This window comes from Gilliamella sp. B3022, assembly GCF_028751545.1.
GTDB lineage: Bacteria > Pseudomonadota > Gammaproteobacteria > Enterobacterales > Orbaceae > Gilliamella.
Genome location: NZ_CP071867.1, coordinates 1,534,164 through 1,550,445, shown reverse-complemented (window position 1 = coordinate 1,550,445; position 16,282 = coordinate 1,534,164). Strand labels below are relative to the sequence as shown.

Sequence of the window (16,282 nt, the reverse complement as noted above, 5' to 3'; positions counted from 1 at the left end):
AATACAGTAATATTTATACTGTAACAAACAATACGAGTAACGCAAATATGAAACTATCAAAATTATTGATTACTTTAAATTTAAGTTTAACCATAGGACTACTTACTCCATTATCAACAGTTGCCGCACCTAAGGTTATCGAACGAGTAGCTGCAGTAGTTAATAATAATGTCATTTTAGAAAGTGATATTAACGACATGTTAAAAACAATAAAGGCCAGTACTGATGCGAGTAATCTGCCTAATGATAATGTATTAAGAGAGCAAATTCTGGATCGCTTAATTATTGAAAATTTAATTTTGCAAAAAGCAGCTAAAGCAAAAATTACAATCAATGATGATGAAGTCACCAACGCTATTGCTAGAATTGCAGAGCAAAACGGTATGACGATTGATGAACTCAGAAGTAAACTTTCGATAATGGGTATTAGTTATAGCAGTTATCGGGAACGTATTCATAATGATATGTTGATCGAACAAACCAGAATGAATGAGGTTAGGCCTAGAATTAAAATTTCAGAAAAAGAAGTTGAAACTTTGACTAAAAATCTTTCTGAACAGCCAGCTAACAATATAGATGTCAAAATTAGCCATATTCTTATATCTGTACCAGAAAAAGCGTCTAAACAACAGATTGATAATGCAACTAACAGAGCAAATGATATTATAAATCGGGCACAAAAAGGTGAAAATTTTGCAAAATTAGCAACGACATACTCAAACGATGATCTGGCTTTAAAAGGTGGCAATATGGGTTGGAATAAACTTAACGAGCTACCAACTATCTTTGAAGAACGACTTGTTAGAGCACAGAAAGGCAGTATTATTGGCCCAATTCGTTCTGGTGTTGGTTTACACATTTTAAAGGTAGATGATACCCGCAAAGAAGCCCCAAAAAAATATACAATTGAAGAAATGAATGCTCGCCATATTTTAATTAAAACGAATGTATTGGTGACAGACCAAATAGCTAGACAAAAATTGAATGATATTCGTAAATCAATAATCAATGGTACAATGAGTTTTGAAGCAGCTGCAAAAGCTAATTCAGAGGATCCTGGATCAGCCGAAAATGGAGGGAATTTAGGTTGGAATCGTCCAGAGGTCTATGACAGTGGATTTAGAAATGCTTTAGTTCATTTGAAAAAAGGTGAGATCAGCCAGCCAGTTAAATCATCCTTCGGTTGGCATTTGATTCAACTAATCGAGACTAAACAAACTGATGGAACCAATGCAATTAAACAAGATCGGGCTTACCGATTAATATTCAATCGTAAATTTAGCGAGGAAGCTCAAGTGTGGATCCAAGAATTAAAAGGCGATGCCTACATTAACATTACAGGTGAAAATAAGCATGAATAATCGTGTTCATCAAGGGCATTTTGCCCGTAAACGATTCGGACAAAATTTTTTACATGATGACTATATTATTGAAAGTATTGTTGCAGCCATACAACCTAAAACAGATCAAGCTCTAGTAGAAATTGGTCCTGGGCTAGCTGCATTAACAGTTCCAGTCAGTAAATACGTTGATCATTTAACGGTTATAGAAATTGATAGAGATTTAGCCAGTAGATTGATTGATAACCCTTTGTTAAAGAATAAATTGACTGTTATCGAACAAGATGCTTTAACCTTTAACTTTAATGAGTTAAACCAACAATTAGGTAAACCATTAAGAGTATTTGGTAATTTACCCTATAACATTTCTACACCGTTAATGTTCCATTTATTTGAATATGCCAATATCATTGTTGATATGCATTTTATGTTACAAAAAGAAGTCGTAACTCGACTTGTTGCGGCACCTAATAGTAAAGATTATGGTAGATTAAGTGTCATGGCACAATATTATTGCCAAATTATTCCAGTATTGGAAGTACCCCCAACATCATTTAAACCAGCACCAAAAGTTGACTCTGCGGTTGTAAAATTGATCCCTTACAAAGAAAAACTTCATCAAGTCAATGATGTCAAAATACTTTCTCGTATTACAACCGAAGCATTTAATCAACGCCGAAAAACAATTCGTAACAGTTTAGGTAATATGTTTACAGTTGAACAATTAGTAGAACTAAATATTGATCCAAATTTACGTGCTGAAAATATAACTGTTCAACAATATTGCCAGCTTGCAAATGCATGGAAATAGCTTTATGGCAAATTTACTCATTGGTGATATTCATGGCTGTTATGATGAATTTATGCGATTACTCGAAAAAGCAAAATTTGCCTCTTCAGATACTTTATGGTTAACAGGGGATCTTGTTGCCCGTGGCCCTAAATCACTAGATGTTTTACGATTTGTTAAGCAACATAGTCAAAAAATTCGCATGGTATTGGGAAATCATGATTTGCATTTATTATCGGTATATGCTGGTGTTACACTTACTAAAAGAAAGATAATTTAGATGAAGTCATCAATGCTCCCGACTATGATGAGCTTATGAACTGGCTACGTAAACAGCCATTGGTTCAGATTGATGATTCATTAAAATTAATCATGACCCATGCAGGTATTTCACCACAATGGGATCTTGAATTACTAAAAAAGTGCGCTCAGGATCTGAGTGTCATGTTATCTAGTGATTCATATCCCTTATTTTTAGATAATATGTATGGTAACTTTCCTGATGAATGGTCATCAGAATTACAAGGATTAGATCGCCTACGTTATATTGCCAATGCGTTAACACGTATGCGTTTTTGTTATGAAGATGGTCGATTAGATTTTTATTTTAAAAAATCACCTGAACAAGCACCAGTAAAACTTAAACCTTGGTTTTTATTGCCAAGTAAAATACCCCCAGAATACAATATTGCTTTTGGACATTGGGCTGCGTTAAATGGTAAAGGAACACCCGAAAATATTTATGCACTTGATACCGGATGTTGTTGGGGTGGAAAACTAACATGTTTACGATTTGAAGATAAAAAATATTTCAAAAAACGTAATAATGAAACAAAAAATTAAAGTTATTGTTAACAAGGACTAATAATTATGTCTGCATTATCTGTCATAAAATCTATTTGGAAAGTGATTAATGTAATACGAGAAATGTTTCTTAATTTGATATTCTTAGTTATTATTCTGATTATCTTCGGAGGTATTGGCTTAATAAAAGAAGCCAAAAAACAAAATACAGTACCTCAATATGGTTCATTAGTTTTAGATCTTGAAGGTGTGATTGTCGATAACACGAATTACAGTGATGAAATCTATGCCTTACAAAATAAAATATATGGCAAGAAAATCAATACATCGCGCGAAAATAGCTTATTCGTATTAACTCAAAAAATTGCTCAAGCAACCATCGATCCAAATATTAAAAGCATGGTTTTGAAGTTAGATAATTTTGTTGGTGCTGATTTGAGCTCTTTACAATATGTGGGTAAATATTTAACAAAATTCAAAGAAGCAAAAAAACCAATTTATGCTTTTGGTACAACTTATAATCAAAGCCAATATTATTTAGCGAGTTATGCCAATAAAATCTATCTAACACCTCTTGGTTCAGTCAATGTATATGGATTATCTGCTAACAATTTGTACTATAAAACTCTACTTGATAATTTAAAAGTTAATACGCATGTTTTCAGAGTAGGAACGTATAAATCTGCCATTGAACCATTTGTTCGCGATAATATGTCAGAAGAAGCAAGAAATAATACAACTCGTTGGTTAACTCTTATGTGGGATAATTATCTTAATGATATCTCAACACAACGAAAAAAAGCCAATACCCAATTAGTACCCACACCTGAAAAAATGCTATCAGAATTGAAATCTGTAAATGGCAATATGGCTCAATATGCTTTATCTAATGGTTTAGTTGATATCATTACTTCAAATCATCAATATGAATTAGAATTCATTGATCAACATGAAATTAGCATTTACGATTATCTACTCAAATCAGAAGAAGAACAATTAATAAGTGATAATAATAAGAGCAACACTCCACTTATCGCTGTTGTATTTGTTAATGGTACTATCAATAATAGTGAAAATAGTCGTGCTGTAGCAGGAAGCCAAGATATTGTTCAGCAACTTAAAGAAATTCGTCAAAATCTAGATAAGCATAATGTGCAAGCCGTAGTGTTACGAGTAAATAGCCCTGGGGGAAGTGTTGATGCATCTGAAGCAATTCGCAGTGAATTAGAAGCTTTACGTAGTTATAAAATTCCAGTCGTTGTTTCTATGGGAGGAATGGCTGCATCAGGTGGGTACTGGATCTCAACTGAATCTGATTATATTGTTGCTAGTCCGAACACCATTACAGGCTCTATAGGTATATTTGGTATTATTCCAACATTTGAAAATTCTTTATCTCATGTTGGTGTTTATAGTGATGGAGTAAGCACATCACCATTAGCAGGCAATAATTTAACTAAAAACTTGCCTGAAGAAACAAGTCAATTAATTCAAATGAACATCAACAATGGCTATCAAAAATTCATTTCACTGGTAGCAAAAGCGCGAAAAATGACTACAAAACAAGTGGATAAAATTGGACAAGGTCAAGTATGGTTAGGATCAGAGGCAAACAATATAGGACTCGTTGATAAGTTAGGTGATTTCGATGATGCTGTTGAAATAGCAGCAACATTAGCAGATTTAACTGATTATAGAATTGATTGGCCAAAACCTGAAGTAAACTGGTTTAATGCATTATATTCAGATATGATAGCTATATTACCTCACTCAACAGCTGAGATATTCTTTGAACATCTCCCTGAAGCAAAACAGCTACAACAACATATATCTTTATGGAATAATTTTAACGACACTCAAAATCGTTATATTTATTGTTTAAATTGTGCTGATGTTCGTTAAATCATATTACTATCCGCCATGAACTGGCGGATGGAATTCTTCAATGGTACTAGATGATAAAGTTCTAATATTTTAATCATTTTTTTCTCGATTGAAAAAATAACTCATATTTTTCATTGCTTCTTGAATATATTGGTAATTTGGTACTTCATTAAGCTCATGATTGTGCAGATCCATATAACGACTAATACCAATTCTATTAACAAAGTAAATATTATCAGATGTTCTAACTGCATAAGAACTGTAGTTGGACATTAATAACCAATTACGATCAGTTATAGGTTTAAATAAATCATATCCAGTAGAGTAATCCTTTATATCATTTTCAACATATAAATAATGCTTCATCAGGGATGGAACAACATCTTCATGGTTAGTTAATTTATTACTGTTATTTATCAAATTGCCTAATTCTGTCGCACCAATAATAATAAAAGGTACTTTAGTTTGAGCATCGGTATAATTACCATTATGCCCCCAAAAACCGAGTTTATTATCATTCATTTCTTGACTATGATCACCAGTGATAATTAACAATGTATCATTTAATGAGTCTGATTTAATAAGTTCATCATAAATACTTTGTAATAAATAATCATCATAATAAACGCTTTGTTTATAACGATTAAAAATTGGCAAAGGATCTGTATCATTATTTAATGTCATATAATTAAGATCGCCAATGGGTTTAAACCTAACTGGAAAATCATCAGGAAAATCATAAGCATGTGGTGCATCATAAAATAAAAAAGAAAACGTTGGCCTTGAGGTATCTCGCGATTTATACCATGATAACCAATCGTCAGTGATTTGTTTATCCCGTTTAGATGCAGAGCCATCTTTACTACTGATTCTTAAATTTTCAATGGTAACAAACGCAGTTCGGTCAAATTCAGGTGCAGTAACTTTAGCTGATGTAAAAATACCAATATTATAATTTTCTTTCTGTAAAGTTGTAATAAATAAAGACGGAATACTACCACGTAAAAATGAATCCCAATAGGTACCTGGAATACCGTAAAAAAGTCCAAAAATACCCGTGCGCGTTGCATTACCTGTAGAATAATGATTATTAAAGACAACGCCATCGTTGTTCTTAACAAACTGGAAGGTATTTGGAGAAATTTCATTACTGAAAGTATCGTATCGCCATGAATCTAAAACAATAAACATTATGTTTTTAAGTTTTTTATTTTCTGGGTTAATGACTAATGGATTTTTAGGATAATCTATAGTTGCGTTGATATAATCCTTATCATAAACAACTTTTCGCTCTCCTTGCTTATCAAAAAAATTCATGATTTTTTTTGAAGTCAATGGACGATAGAGCGGAATATATTCTTTCACCACCATTATTGGGGAATAAGCATAATAAAAAGCAACCATATGTCCGAATTGGCTAATAAATAAAGAAACAATCAACAACAGCGTAGAAAATAAAATTGCATTCGTTTTACTGTGTGGTTTTGATATTTTGAAATCAATAATATAGATAATAAGATATTCAGCACAAAATGAAACGACAATAAGTACCAGCATTAGCAGATAAGTTGCTATCGAAAAATCAACAATTTGACCCGACAATACCATTGATAAAACTGATTCATTAATGTGGAATCGATATTGTTGAAAGACAATTGTATCAACATATAATGTTATCTGAATAAGACTAAACAAAATAGCAAGAATAGCATGGCATAAATATTTTCTTAACCATAGTGTTGGTATACAGATTAAAAAGAACAATATATATAATGAAAAAAAATGCCCAAGTACTGCAAACACTGAAAATGTGCTACCAAGCCAAGAAAACGATATATCGGGAACAAGAAAGAAACGTATTGCAATAAGAGATGAAATGAAGATATTTATTAAAACACAACAATATAATTTTTTCATAGTATTCACTATTAGGTAATTCATTCGCTTTTTTTAAGAATCTTACAGCATTTTATACTGAAACGTAGTGCTTTCCTGAAACTTTTTTACAAGTTAGCATTATCTAGATAAATACTAATAAAATATTAACAAAAAAGGGCTCTATTTGAGCCCTTTTTCTAGATTCAAAAAAGTTATCGACGATCGGCAAAAATTCTTAGTAACATAATAAATAAATTGATAAAATCAAGATAAAGTTGTAATGCACCTAAAATAACATAACGTCTAAATAAATTCTGATCATCTTGAGGTAAACCATCACCTAACTCTTTCAATTTTTGAGTATCATACGCAGTTAATCCTGCAAAAACAAACACACCAATATAGGTAATAGCCCACATTAACGGTTGACTATGCATAAACATATTCACTAATGACGCAATGATTAATCCAATTACACCCATAAATAAGAAACGGCCGAAACCAGACAAATCTCGCTTAGTAGTATAGCCATAAAAAGCCAAAGCTGCGAACATGCCTGCAGTAATAAAGAATACACTTGCTATTGATGATGAAGTATAAACCAAAAAATAGATTGAAAAAGTACAACCATTTAAAACCGAATAAAGCATAAATAATGTGGTTGCAGCAGCACCAGAAAGTCTATTGATCATGCCAGAAATAACGAAAACTAATGCCAGTTCCGCAATTAACAACAACCACATACCTTTATATAATAACTGCACCAATGCCATATTACTTGATGCAAACCAAGCAACTAAAGCTGTTAGTAATAAACCTACTGTCATCCAGCCATATACATGGCTCATATACGTTTGTACACGACTACCAGCTTGTTCGTTAATTAAACCATTAGGCGAAAAACTTGCCATTCTTTACCTCTCCTAAAATGTTACATAATCTTATGTATTATATATTAAATAAGGATTAATTCCATTTTTTCAATGCGTCTATGTCAGTTTTTTTTGCTTCAACCCAGTGTTCTCCATCAATGATTCGTTCTTTCTTCCAAAATGGTGCCTCATTTTTTAAAAAATCCATTATAAATTCAGCAGCCGAAAATGAATCCGCACGATGAGCACTACTTACTCCAACAAATACTATCTGCTCATTAGCATTAATTTCCCCAACTCTGTGAACCACCACTACTCGACTTAATTGCCATTTTTTTCGAGCATTAGCAATTATATTAGCTAATACTTTCTCAGTCATTAATGCATAATGTTCAAGATAAAGGCTTAATGTTCGTTTTTCAAAACAACGAACTTTACCCATAAAAGTAACAATAGCACCATCTTGGGGTAATTCTGAAAGCCAATTAATTAACTGATTAGTATCAATTGACTCTTCATTTACTCTAATAATATCCATAATTTTAACCGCCCGTTACAGGAGGAAAAAAGGCAATTTCATCATTAGTCTGAATAATATAATCAGTATCCACCAACGTTTGGTTCACTGCACATAAAATAACTCTCTCTTTAAATGCTAAAGCCCACCTATCGCCACGTTTACTAAGTTGTTCGAGCAATTCAAAAATAGAAACTTGATTAGCATCTAAAAAGATGCTATCAACTTCCACTAACTCTCTAATTTGAGCAAAAAAAATAATTTTATTCATTTATTTCCTTGGCAATAAACTCTCCTGACTTACCACCACTTTTAGTCAATAATTTTACTTGTGTAATCACCATATCCTTTTGCACAGCCTTACACATATCATAGATAGTTAAAGCCGCAACTGATGCAGCAACCATAGCCTCCATTTCAACACCTGTTTGCCCATTTAATCGACAACTAGCTTGAATGCGAATACAACTTTTTATTCGATCAGCTTCGATATCAATTTCAATTTTACTTAGTAAGAGCGGATGGCAAAGAGGAATAATATCCCAAGTTTTTTTTGCAGCTTGGATGCCTGCAATTCTTGCTGTCGCAAAAACATCACCTTTATGATGCTTACCTTCTATAATCATATCAAGTGTATTGATATTCATTAAGACTAGTGATTCTGCGCTTGCTTGCCGCATTGTGAGCTGTTTGCTTGAAACATCAACCATATGAGCATCACCACGATGATTAATGTGCGAAAATGACTCAGGCATCTTTAATTCCTTAAATATTTATTCACTTGTTAGAATATAGCCAAGATAGAAAAATTTTACAAGTAGCTACCCATATGATTAAATTAATTATTATAAAAACAAATAAAAATAAATTTATTTTAACCTATCTAATCATCAATAAATTTGATATGTTTATGCGAGTTAAATAAAAACTGCGTACAATATTACTTTCTGTTAATTATAATTGTGATTCTCAATGCTTATTGCTCATGTAGCCTTACCAGTACCACTTTACCAACTTTATGATTATCACTTAACTAAGCCAGCTAAAATTGGAATGCGGGTGAAAGTTCCATTTGGTTTCCGCAATGCCATAGGTATTATTGTTAGTATAGACCAACAAACCGATATTAATGTTAAAAATTTAAAAAATATAACTACTATTATTGATAGTGAGCCTATTTTTACTTCAGATATCTGGCAGTTATTAAACTGGGCGGCAAATTATTATCATTATCCAATTGGTGAAGTTTTATTTCATGCAATGCCCGTTTTATTAAGACAAGGACGTAAAGCGAATAAAGATGAAATCAAAGATTGGCAATTAACTGAATTAGGGAAAAATATCGATCTGACATCATTATCACGAACACCAAAACAAAAATTATTATTATCATCATTTAGAAGTAATGCTGTTGATTTTATTAATCCAAGTACCGCCATCTATAAGGAATTAGAAAAAAAACAACTTATAACTCGCGTAAATTGCCAACCAGATACTATAAGATGGCAAACAAATTTCTCTACCAATCCAAACTTGATTAAATTAAATCAAGAACAATTTTATGCTATAGATACAGTAAATAAACAACGTTATAATTTTGCTGTATTTCTATTAGAAGGCGTTACTGGTTCAGGAAAAACTGAAGTTTATCTCAATATAATATCTAATGTATTAGCTAAAGGTGAACAAGCATTAGTATTAGTTCCTGAAATTAGCCTTACACCACAAACAATCAAACGTTTTAAAGAACGATTTAATGTACCAATAGATATTTTACATTCAGGATTAACTAATCAGCAGAGACTGGCTGTTTGGTTAAGAAGCAAAAATGGAGAAAATGCAGTTGTTGTTGGTACCCGTTCATCACTTTTCACACCGTTTAAAAATTTAGGCATGATTATTATTGACGAAGAGCATGATAGTTCTTACAAACAACAAGAAGGATGGCGTTATAATGCTCGTGATTTAGCAATTATTCGTGCTAAACTTAAAAATATCCCTGTTTTATTAGGTTCAGCAACACCTTCATTAGAAACTTTAAATAATGTTAAAAATCGTAGATATCAATTATTGCAATTAACAAAACGTGCAGGTCAAGCTAAGCCAGTAAAGCAATCTATTTTAGATATTCGAGGTTTAACACTTATAGCTGGCTTATCACAGCCTTTAATTGATCAAATAAAAATACATCTACAAAATAATAATCAAGTCATGTTATTTTTAAATCGGCGTGGTTATTCACCTTTATTAATTTGTCATGATTGTGGTTGGATTGCAGAATGTCCCCGTTGTGATCGTCCATATACTTTTCACCATCAACAACAGAAACTTAACTGTCATTACTGCGATACACCAAGGGCAATTCCCAAACAATGTCCAAAATGTGGTTCAACTCACTTAGTACCAGTAGGTTTTGGAACTGAACAATTAGAAAAACAACTTGAACTCCTTTTTCCTAATACTAAAATAAGTCGTATTGATCGTGATACTGTAACTAAAAAAGGAGCATTAGATGGTTATTTGCAAAGCATCCAACAAGGTGGTGCACATATTTTAGTGGGTACACAAATTTTAGCGAAAGGACATCATTTTCCTGATGTAACATTAGTGGGTGTTATAGATGTCGACGGTGCATTATTTTCGAGTGATTTTCGAGCCACAGAACAATTTGCTCAGATCTACACTCAAGTATCAGGACGAGCTGGACGTGAAACAAAAACAGGAGAAGTAATATTACAAACCTATCATCCAGATCATCCATTACTAAATGTCTTATTAAACAAGGGATATCAAGAGTTTGCCAAACAGACCTTAAAAGAGCGTCAACAAACGCTATTACCACCATTCAGTTATCAAGCATTAATACGTGCAGCTGATCGCAATAATCATCATGCACAAAACTTTTTACAACTTATTCACGAGAAATTGAAAGAGTATGGTGATAATACTTTATGGCAACTTGGTCCTATTCCAGCAAATCAGCCTAAAAAAGCAGGATATTACCGTTGGCAACTTTTACTACAACATACAAATAGGCAACTATTGCACTTAATTTTAGACAAACTTGTTATTGATATAGAAAAGTGGAATGAGACATCAAAAGTAAGATGGAGTATTGATATTGATCCTATCAATAATTAAGATATTGTAATCGCCGACCGATATTAAAAATCGGCGGCTTAAAATAAAATTATAAAGCTATTTTGCCTACATTTTTGTCCAGTGTTGCTTGACCAATACCTGAAACTTCTTTTAATTGTTCTATAGAAACAAATGGTCCTAATTTTTCACGATATTCAACAATTTTTTTGGCTTTACTTATACCTATACCCGTCAAGACTTTAGTTAACTCTTCTGCAGTAGCTGTATTAATATTAACTTGTATAATTTGTTGCTGTTCTTTTTTAGTTACTTCATTAGGTGGATTATCCGCAATACTTAAACCGGAAAAACTGATACTTGATAATAAAATACATAAAATTGAAAATAGTTTCATTTGATTAACCTCTTAAATATAGTTATGCAATTAATATGCTTTTTAACTATCTCATTTAATCAAATATTAAACGTTTACTAATTTCATAAATGAGAAAAGTCACCGAAGTGACTTTTCATTTTTGCTAAATTTTGCATTAATTTATGATTTGGATCACAAATTTGCATCAGGCATAATTTCAATCTTAGCTTTAGAACGAATATCGTCAGTAAGATAATAATATATATTGTTGATATATAATGGCAATAATTCCGAGGACACATCTTTTTGTTCATTAGGCGTTTTTACATCGGTTAATACCACAATTGTAGCACTTTTATCATCTAAATATTGAACACCGAAAACTCTTTTAGATGTAACTGATGGTACTAAATCAAAAACCATATTAACGATTTTCTTATTCAGTGCTTTTGAGTCTCTAGAAAGTTTAACACTTTGAGAAAAATTAACATTTGATGAACTACCTGTTTCATTTAATTGCGTTAATATATTATTGACAGTCGATTTGAAACGCTCATTAGCAATATTTTGATATAGTTTTGTATTAATTTCATCTTTGACCTCTTCAAAAGGTGCTATGCCTTCCTTTCGATAATCAACAATTTGAATTACAAAATCAATCATATTAATGCCTTGACCAACAGTTATCATTTCAGAAACGTTACCTGTTGCTTGACCATCAACAATCATTTGATCACCAAATGCAACATCTCTAACTTCTGGGTATCGTAAGATGGTAGCGATATCATTATAATAAGACCAATCTGAATTAACTATTTGTAAATCTGAATCTTTTGCAATAGCTTCTAATGAATTAGGATTTTTATTTATCGCAGCCTGAATTTTCTTTTCTACAGAATCAAACATGGCATTTAATTTATCATCTTCTAGTTTTGAAGTAATCACATGTTTTGCATAATCAAAATCCATAACTTTAGACTTTTGTACATCATCTAATTTGACAATAATATAACCATCGTCAACTTTTATCGGCTTAGAAGTTTGTCCAACTTTTTTCAAATTAGCGTCTTTAAATGCTTGAGGTAAAGAATCATCCATAGTAAACCATCCTAATGAACCATTTTTTCCATACGGAGAGGTACTAGGGCTCTGATTAACCGTTTTAACAATATTATCAAAACTACCACCAGAAGATAGATCCTTAATAATATCATCAGCCTGTTCTTTATCAGTGACATAAATTACACTGTAAGCTTGTTTTTCAGGGAAGGAATAATCTTTTTTATTTTTTTTAAATTGTTGTTGTACTTCTTCATCACTAATACGAATTTTATCTACATAGTTATATTTCTTATTCAAAATATAATTAAACTTAACCCTTTCTTTCCGATAAAACTCGCTCTTATGTTCTTCATAATATTTTTTTTCATCTTCAACAGTGATTTTAACATCATCCATATTAACCACTTTAGGGCTTAAAGTTGTTGCATAAACTGTCCTTGTTTGATCTTGTAATTTAGCTAACTCAGAATCCACTGGTAATACAAAACTGGAGCTGACTAAAGCATTAATCACTTGTTGTTGTTGCAAAGAAGTTTTTAAGCTTGCACCATAACTATCAGGTGTAAATCCGTTTGCTGAAAGGAGTTCTAAATATTTTTTATTACTAAATTTACCATTTTCAAAAAACACATGTTGTTGCTTGATGAATTCTTTGACTCTTTCATTACTAATATTTGCGTTTAATTGTTCAGAAAATTTATAAGATAAAAAATTCGTAATTTGTGAATATAATACATTGCGACGAAGTTGTTTAATAAAAGCGGGATCACCAGCTGAACCTGATGTAACTTCTCTTACTTGAGCTTCAAATTGTGCTCGATTTATCCCTTCTCCATCAACTTTTGCGATGTATTGTTGAGCATCTCGTGCATTATTACCGCCACCAAACCCCAAAAAACCTATCCCTGTGAATATAAATGATAAAATAATTATTGTAAAAATAATTTTAACTACAATATGGTTTGCAGCTGTGCGGATTGTATCCATCATTTCTTGCGATTCTCCATATATCTAAAGATTAATTCGGCAAGTATAGCATATTTACCTAAATTGGCTATTATCGGAACGTTAAGAGATAAAAAAAGATCAACATTAAGTTGATCTTTTTAAAATTAAATATAATTAATTTAATTGTGTCTGAACCGGAATTTTAGATTTAATTTGTTTTGTTGCCTTTTTAGTTGACTGTTTTAAATTAATTTTCTCTTCTTCCAATTCTATACCAAATGGATTATTTTGTAATGCTATTGTGATTACTTCATCAATCCATTTTACTGGGCAAATCTCAATTTCAGCTTTAACATTATCTGGAATTTCTTCTAGATCTTTTACATTATCCATCGGTATAACGACAGTTTTAATTCCACCTCTATGTGCCGCAAGTAATTTTTCTTTAAGACCACCAATAGGTAATACTTCTCCTCTTAAAGTAATTTCTCCAGTCATAGCAACATCTGAACGAACAGGATTGCCTGTTAAAGTTGATATTAATGATGTACACATAGCAATACCAGCACTTGGACCGTCTTTCGGTGTAGCACCATCGGGAACATGTACATGAATATCACGTTTTTCGTAAAAATCACTGTTAATACCTAACTTTTCAGCACGAGAACGAACTACCGTCAATGCAGTTTGAATAGACTCTTGCATCACATCACCCAATGAGCCTGTATAAGTTAATTTACCTTTACCCGGAACACTAACTGATTCAATTGTTAGTAAATCACCACCTACTTCAGTCCAAGCAAGACCAATAACTTGCCCAATCCGATTTTCATTATCGGTTTTACCATAATCAAATCGTTGTACCCCTAGGAAATCTTTTAAATTATCCTGAGTTACCGTCACTTTTTTCAACTTGCTGTTTAAGGCTAATTGTTTTACAACTTTACGGCAAATTTTTGCTATTTCCCTTTCTAAGCTACGCACTCCCGCTTCACGGGTATAGTAACGAATAATTCCAATAATAGCCGAATCATCTATACAGATTTCTTTCGGTTTTAACCCATTATTTTCTATTTGTTTAGAAATAAGGTGCTGTTTAGCAATGTTTAATTTTTCATCTTCCGTATAACCAGAAAGACGAATAACTTCCATTCGATCTAATAAAGGAGCAGGAATATTCATAGAATTAGCAGTTGCAACAAACATTACATCAGATAAATCATAGTCAACTTCCAGATAGTGATCACTGAAAGCACTGTTTTGTTCTGGATCAAGTACTTCTAACAATGCAGAAGCAGGATCACCTCTCATATCAGATGCCATCTTATCAATTTCATCCAATAAAAATAATGGGTTTTTGACGCCAACTTTTACCATACGTTGAATCAATTTACCCGGCATGGAACCTATATAAGTTCTTCTATGACCGCGAATTTCTGCTTCATCACGAACTCCACCTAATGCCATTCGAACATATTTACGCCCCGTTGCTTTAGCTATCGATTGACCAAGAGACGTTTTACCTACACCAGGAGGTCCAACTAGACATAATATAGGCCCTTTAACTTTATTAATTCGACCTTGAACAGCTAGATATTCTAAGATACGATCTTTAACTCTTTCTAAACCATAATGATCTTTATCTAGAATTTTTTGAGCGCCCTCAATATCTTTTTTAACTTTGCTATGCTTATGCCATGGAATTTGTAGCATCCAATCAATATATCCTCTGACTACAGTTGCTTCAGCAGACATTGCAGGCATCATTTTGAGTTTATTGAGTTCAGCCAAAGCTTTTTCTGTCGCCTCTTTTGGCATTTTAGCTTGAGTAATTTTATTTTTTAACTCTTCATATTCGTCGGTTTTATTATCAATATCACCCAATTCTTTATGAATTGCTTTTATTTGCTCATTAAGATAATATTCCTTCTGCGCTTTTTCCATCTGTTGCTTAACACGCTGACGAATATTTTTCTCAACTTGTAATAAATCTATCTCAGATTCCATCAATGAAATAAGTAACTCAAAACGCTTTTCCAAATTAGCTGTAACCAGTAATTCTTGTTTTTGTTCTACTTTCAAAAATAATGTAGCCGCAATAGAATCAGCCAATTGTGAAGGCTCTTTAATTAAACGAATTGAATCAACTACTTCTTGAGTTACCTTTTTATTCAGTTTTGCATAATCATCAAAGTTAGAAAGTACAACTCGCATTAGAGCTTCATTTAAATCATCATTCTTATTTTTTTCATGCAATGTTTCGATATTGGCAATAAAAAAGTCGTCTTCTTTTTGTTCTAAAATATCAACAATTTTAGCTCGTTCAACGCCTTCAACTAAAACTTTCACTGTTCCATCTGGAAGTTGAAGCAATTGTAAAATATTGGCAACAGTCCCAGTTTCATATAAATCTTCAATATCGGGATCATCTTGTGAAGGATTTTTTTGAGTAACAAGAAAAACTTGTTTATCCATGTCCATTGCACTCTCAAGACACCGTATTGATTTATTTCGACCAACAAAGAGAGGAATTACCATATGTGGAAACACCACAACATCACGTAATGGTAAAATAGGCATAATCATTTGTTTAGTTTGTTTTGTTTTCATTTTTTTCTCTCTAATAGTACAAACCCATTATGATGATATTGGGATTGATTTTAGATATTCAAGCCTATTCTTATGATTCAAATATATACTATTCCTTAAACATTTTGACAATATCTACAT

12 protein-coding genes and 1 pseudogene are annotated in these 16,282 nt (G+C 32.1%); 5 read left to right on the top strand and 8 right to left on the bottom strand.

What is annotated here, in order from left to right; translation table 11 throughout:
* Window positions 1-47: 47 nt before the first annotated feature.
* The 4 genes and pseudogenes from surA (at window position 48) to sppA (ending at window position 4,836) form a co-directional block, all read left to right on the top strand.
* Window positions 48-1,361 carry a peptidylprolyl isomerase SurA gene (gene surA, locus J4T76_RS07000; protein WP_267355543.1) on the top strand — a complete coding sequence of 438 codons (1,314 nt, stop codon included), beginning with the start codon at window positions 48-50 and terminating at the stop codon, window positions 1,359-1,361.
* Window positions 1,354-2,151, top strand: a complete 798-nt coding sequence (gene rsmA / locus J4T76_RS06995; RefSeq protein WP_267339989.1) for a 16S rRNA (adenine(1518)-N(6)/adenine(1519)-N(6))-dimethyltransferase RsmA — start codon at window positions 1,354-1,356, stop codon at window positions 2,149-2,151. The genes surA and rsmA overlap by 8 nt, the downstream gene beginning before the upstream one ends.
* 4 nt (window positions 2,152-2,155) lie before the next feature.
* Window positions 2,156-2,973, top strand: a pseudogene (apaH, locus tag J4T76_RS11875) (bis(5'-nucleosyl)-tetraphosphatase (symmetrical) ApaH).
* 27 nt (window positions 2,974-3,000) lie between these two features.
* On the top strand, window positions 3,001-4,836 hold the full coding sequence (gene sppA / locus J4T76_RS06980; RefSeq protein ID WP_267355541.1) for a signal peptide peptidase SppA: 1,836 nt from the start codon (window positions 3,001-3,003) through the stop codon (window positions 4,834-4,836).
* Between the two features lie 72 nt (window positions 4,837-4,908).
* Here the strand turns inward: sppA and J4T76_RS06975 are convergent, their stop codons facing one another.
* The 5 genes from J4T76_RS06975 to moaC form a co-directional block, all read right to left on the bottom strand.
* On the bottom strand, window positions 4,909-6,735 hold the full coding sequence (locus J4T76_RS06975) for a sulfatase-like hydrolase/transferase (protein ID WP_267345410.1): 1,827 nt from the start codon (window positions 6,733-6,735) through the stop codon (window positions 4,909-4,911).
* 173 nt (window positions 6,736-6,908) lie between these two features.
* A complete protein-coding gene (locus J4T76_RS06970; RefSeq protein WP_267339993.1) occupies window positions 6,909-7,607 on the bottom strand; it encodes a Bax inhibitor-1/YccA family protein in 699 nt (232 codons plus the stop codon).
* A 55-nt stretch (window positions 7,608-7,662) separates the two neighbouring features.
* Window positions 7,663-8,106 carry a molybdopterin synthase catalytic subunit MoaE gene (gene moaE / locus J4T76_RS06965; RefSeq protein ID WP_267339994.1) on the bottom strand — a complete coding sequence of 148 codons (444 nt, stop codon included), beginning with the start codon at window positions 8,104-8,106 and terminating at the stop codon, window positions 7,663-7,665.
* 4 nt (window positions 8,107-8,110) lie between these two features.
* The gene (gene moaD / locus J4T76_RS06960; protein ID WP_267339995.1) at window positions 8,111-8,356 is read right to left on the bottom strand and encodes a molybdopterin synthase sulfur carrier subunit; all 246 of its coding nucleotides are present in this window, start codon (window positions 8,354-8,356) and stop codon (window positions 8,111-8,113) included.
* A complete protein-coding gene (gene moaC / locus J4T76_RS06955) occupies window positions 8,349-8,840 on the bottom strand; it encodes a cyclic pyranopterin monophosphate synthase MoaC (RefSeq protein ID WP_267339996.1) in 492 nt (163 codons plus the stop codon). Before moaC ends, moaD begins: the two co-directional genes overlap by 8 nt.
* Before the next feature lie 217 nt (window positions 8,841-9,057).
* On the opposite strand from moaC, the gene priA reads away from it, so the two are divergent.
* Window positions 9,058-11,226 carry a primosomal protein N' gene (gene priA, locus J4T76_RS06950; RefSeq protein WP_267354567.1) on the top strand — a complete coding sequence of 723 codons (2,169 nt, stop codon included), beginning with the start codon at window positions 9,058-9,060 and terminating at the stop codon, window positions 11,224-11,226.
* 49 nt (window positions 11,227-11,275) lie between these two features.
* Here priA and J4T76_RS06945 read toward each other — a convergent pair whose 3' ends face one another.
* The 3 genes from J4T76_RS06945 to lon form a co-directional block, all read right to left on the bottom strand.
* The gene (locus tag J4T76_RS06945) at window positions 11,276-11,581 is read right to left on the bottom strand and encodes a ComEA family DNA-binding protein (RefSeq protein WP_267339998.1); all 306 of its coding nucleotides are present in this window, start codon (window positions 11,579-11,581) and stop codon (window positions 11,276-11,278) included.
* Window positions 11,582-11,734: 153 nt separating this feature from the next.
* Complete coding sequence (locus tag J4T76_RS06940) at window positions 11,735-13,594, bottom strand: SurA N-terminal domain-containing protein (protein WP_267354565.1); 1,860 nt, start codon at window positions 13,592-13,594, stop codon at window positions 11,735-11,737.
* Between the two features lie 132 nt (window positions 13,595-13,726).
* Entirely contained in the window at window positions 13,727-16,162 is a 2,436-nt protein-coding gene (gene lon, locus J4T76_RS06935; RefSeq protein ID WP_267345414.1) for an endopeptidase La, read from the bottom strand.
* Between the last annotated feature and the right edge of the window lie 120 nt (window positions 16,163-16,282).

Bases quoted from the DNA above. Each gene is read 5' to 3' on its own strand.
- surA (WP_267355543.1), top strand. From the start codon at position 48: ATGAAACTATCAAAATTATTGATTACTTTAAATTTAAGTTTAACCATA.
- J4T76_RS06975 (WP_267345410.1), bottom strand. From the start codon at position 6,735: ATGAAAAAATTATATTGTTGTGTTTTAATAAATATCTTCATTTCATCT.
- J4T76_RS06940 (WP_267354565.1), bottom strand. From the start codon at position 13,594: ATGATGGATACAATCCGCACAGCTGCAAACCATATTGTAGTTAAAATT.
- rsmA (WP_267339989.1), top strand. From the start codon at position 1,354: ATGAATAATCGTGTTCATCAAGGGCATTTTGCCCGTAAACGATTCGGA.
- priA (WP_267354567.1), top strand. From the start codon at position 9,058: ATGCTTATTGCTCATGTAGCCTTACCAGTACCACTTTACCAACTTTAT.
- lon (WP_267345414.1), bottom strand. From the start codon at position 16,162: ATGAAAACAAAACAAACTAAACAAATGATTATGCCTATTTTACCATTA.
- moaE (WP_267339994.1), bottom strand. From the start codon at position 8,106: ATGGATATTATTAGAGTAAATGAAGAGTCAATTGATACTAATCAGTTA.
- sppA (WP_267355541.1), top strand. From the start codon at position 3,001: ATGTCTGCATTATCTGTCATAAAATCTATTTGGAAAGTGATTAATGTA.
- moaC (WP_267339996.1), bottom strand. From the start codon at position 8,840: ATGCCTGAGTCATTTTCGCACATTAATCATCGTGGTGATGCTCATATG.
- J4T76_RS06970 (WP_267339993.1), bottom strand. From the start codon at position 7,607: ATGGCAAGTTTTTCGCCTAATGGTTTAATTAACGAACAAGCTGGTAGT.
- J4T76_RS06945 (WP_267339998.1), bottom strand. From the start codon at position 11,581: ATGAAACTATTTTCAATTTTATGTATTTTATTATCAAGTATCAGTTTT.
- moaD (WP_267339995.1), bottom strand. From the start codon at position 8,356: ATGAATAAAATTATTTTTTTTGCTCAAATTAGAGAGTTAGTGGAAGTT.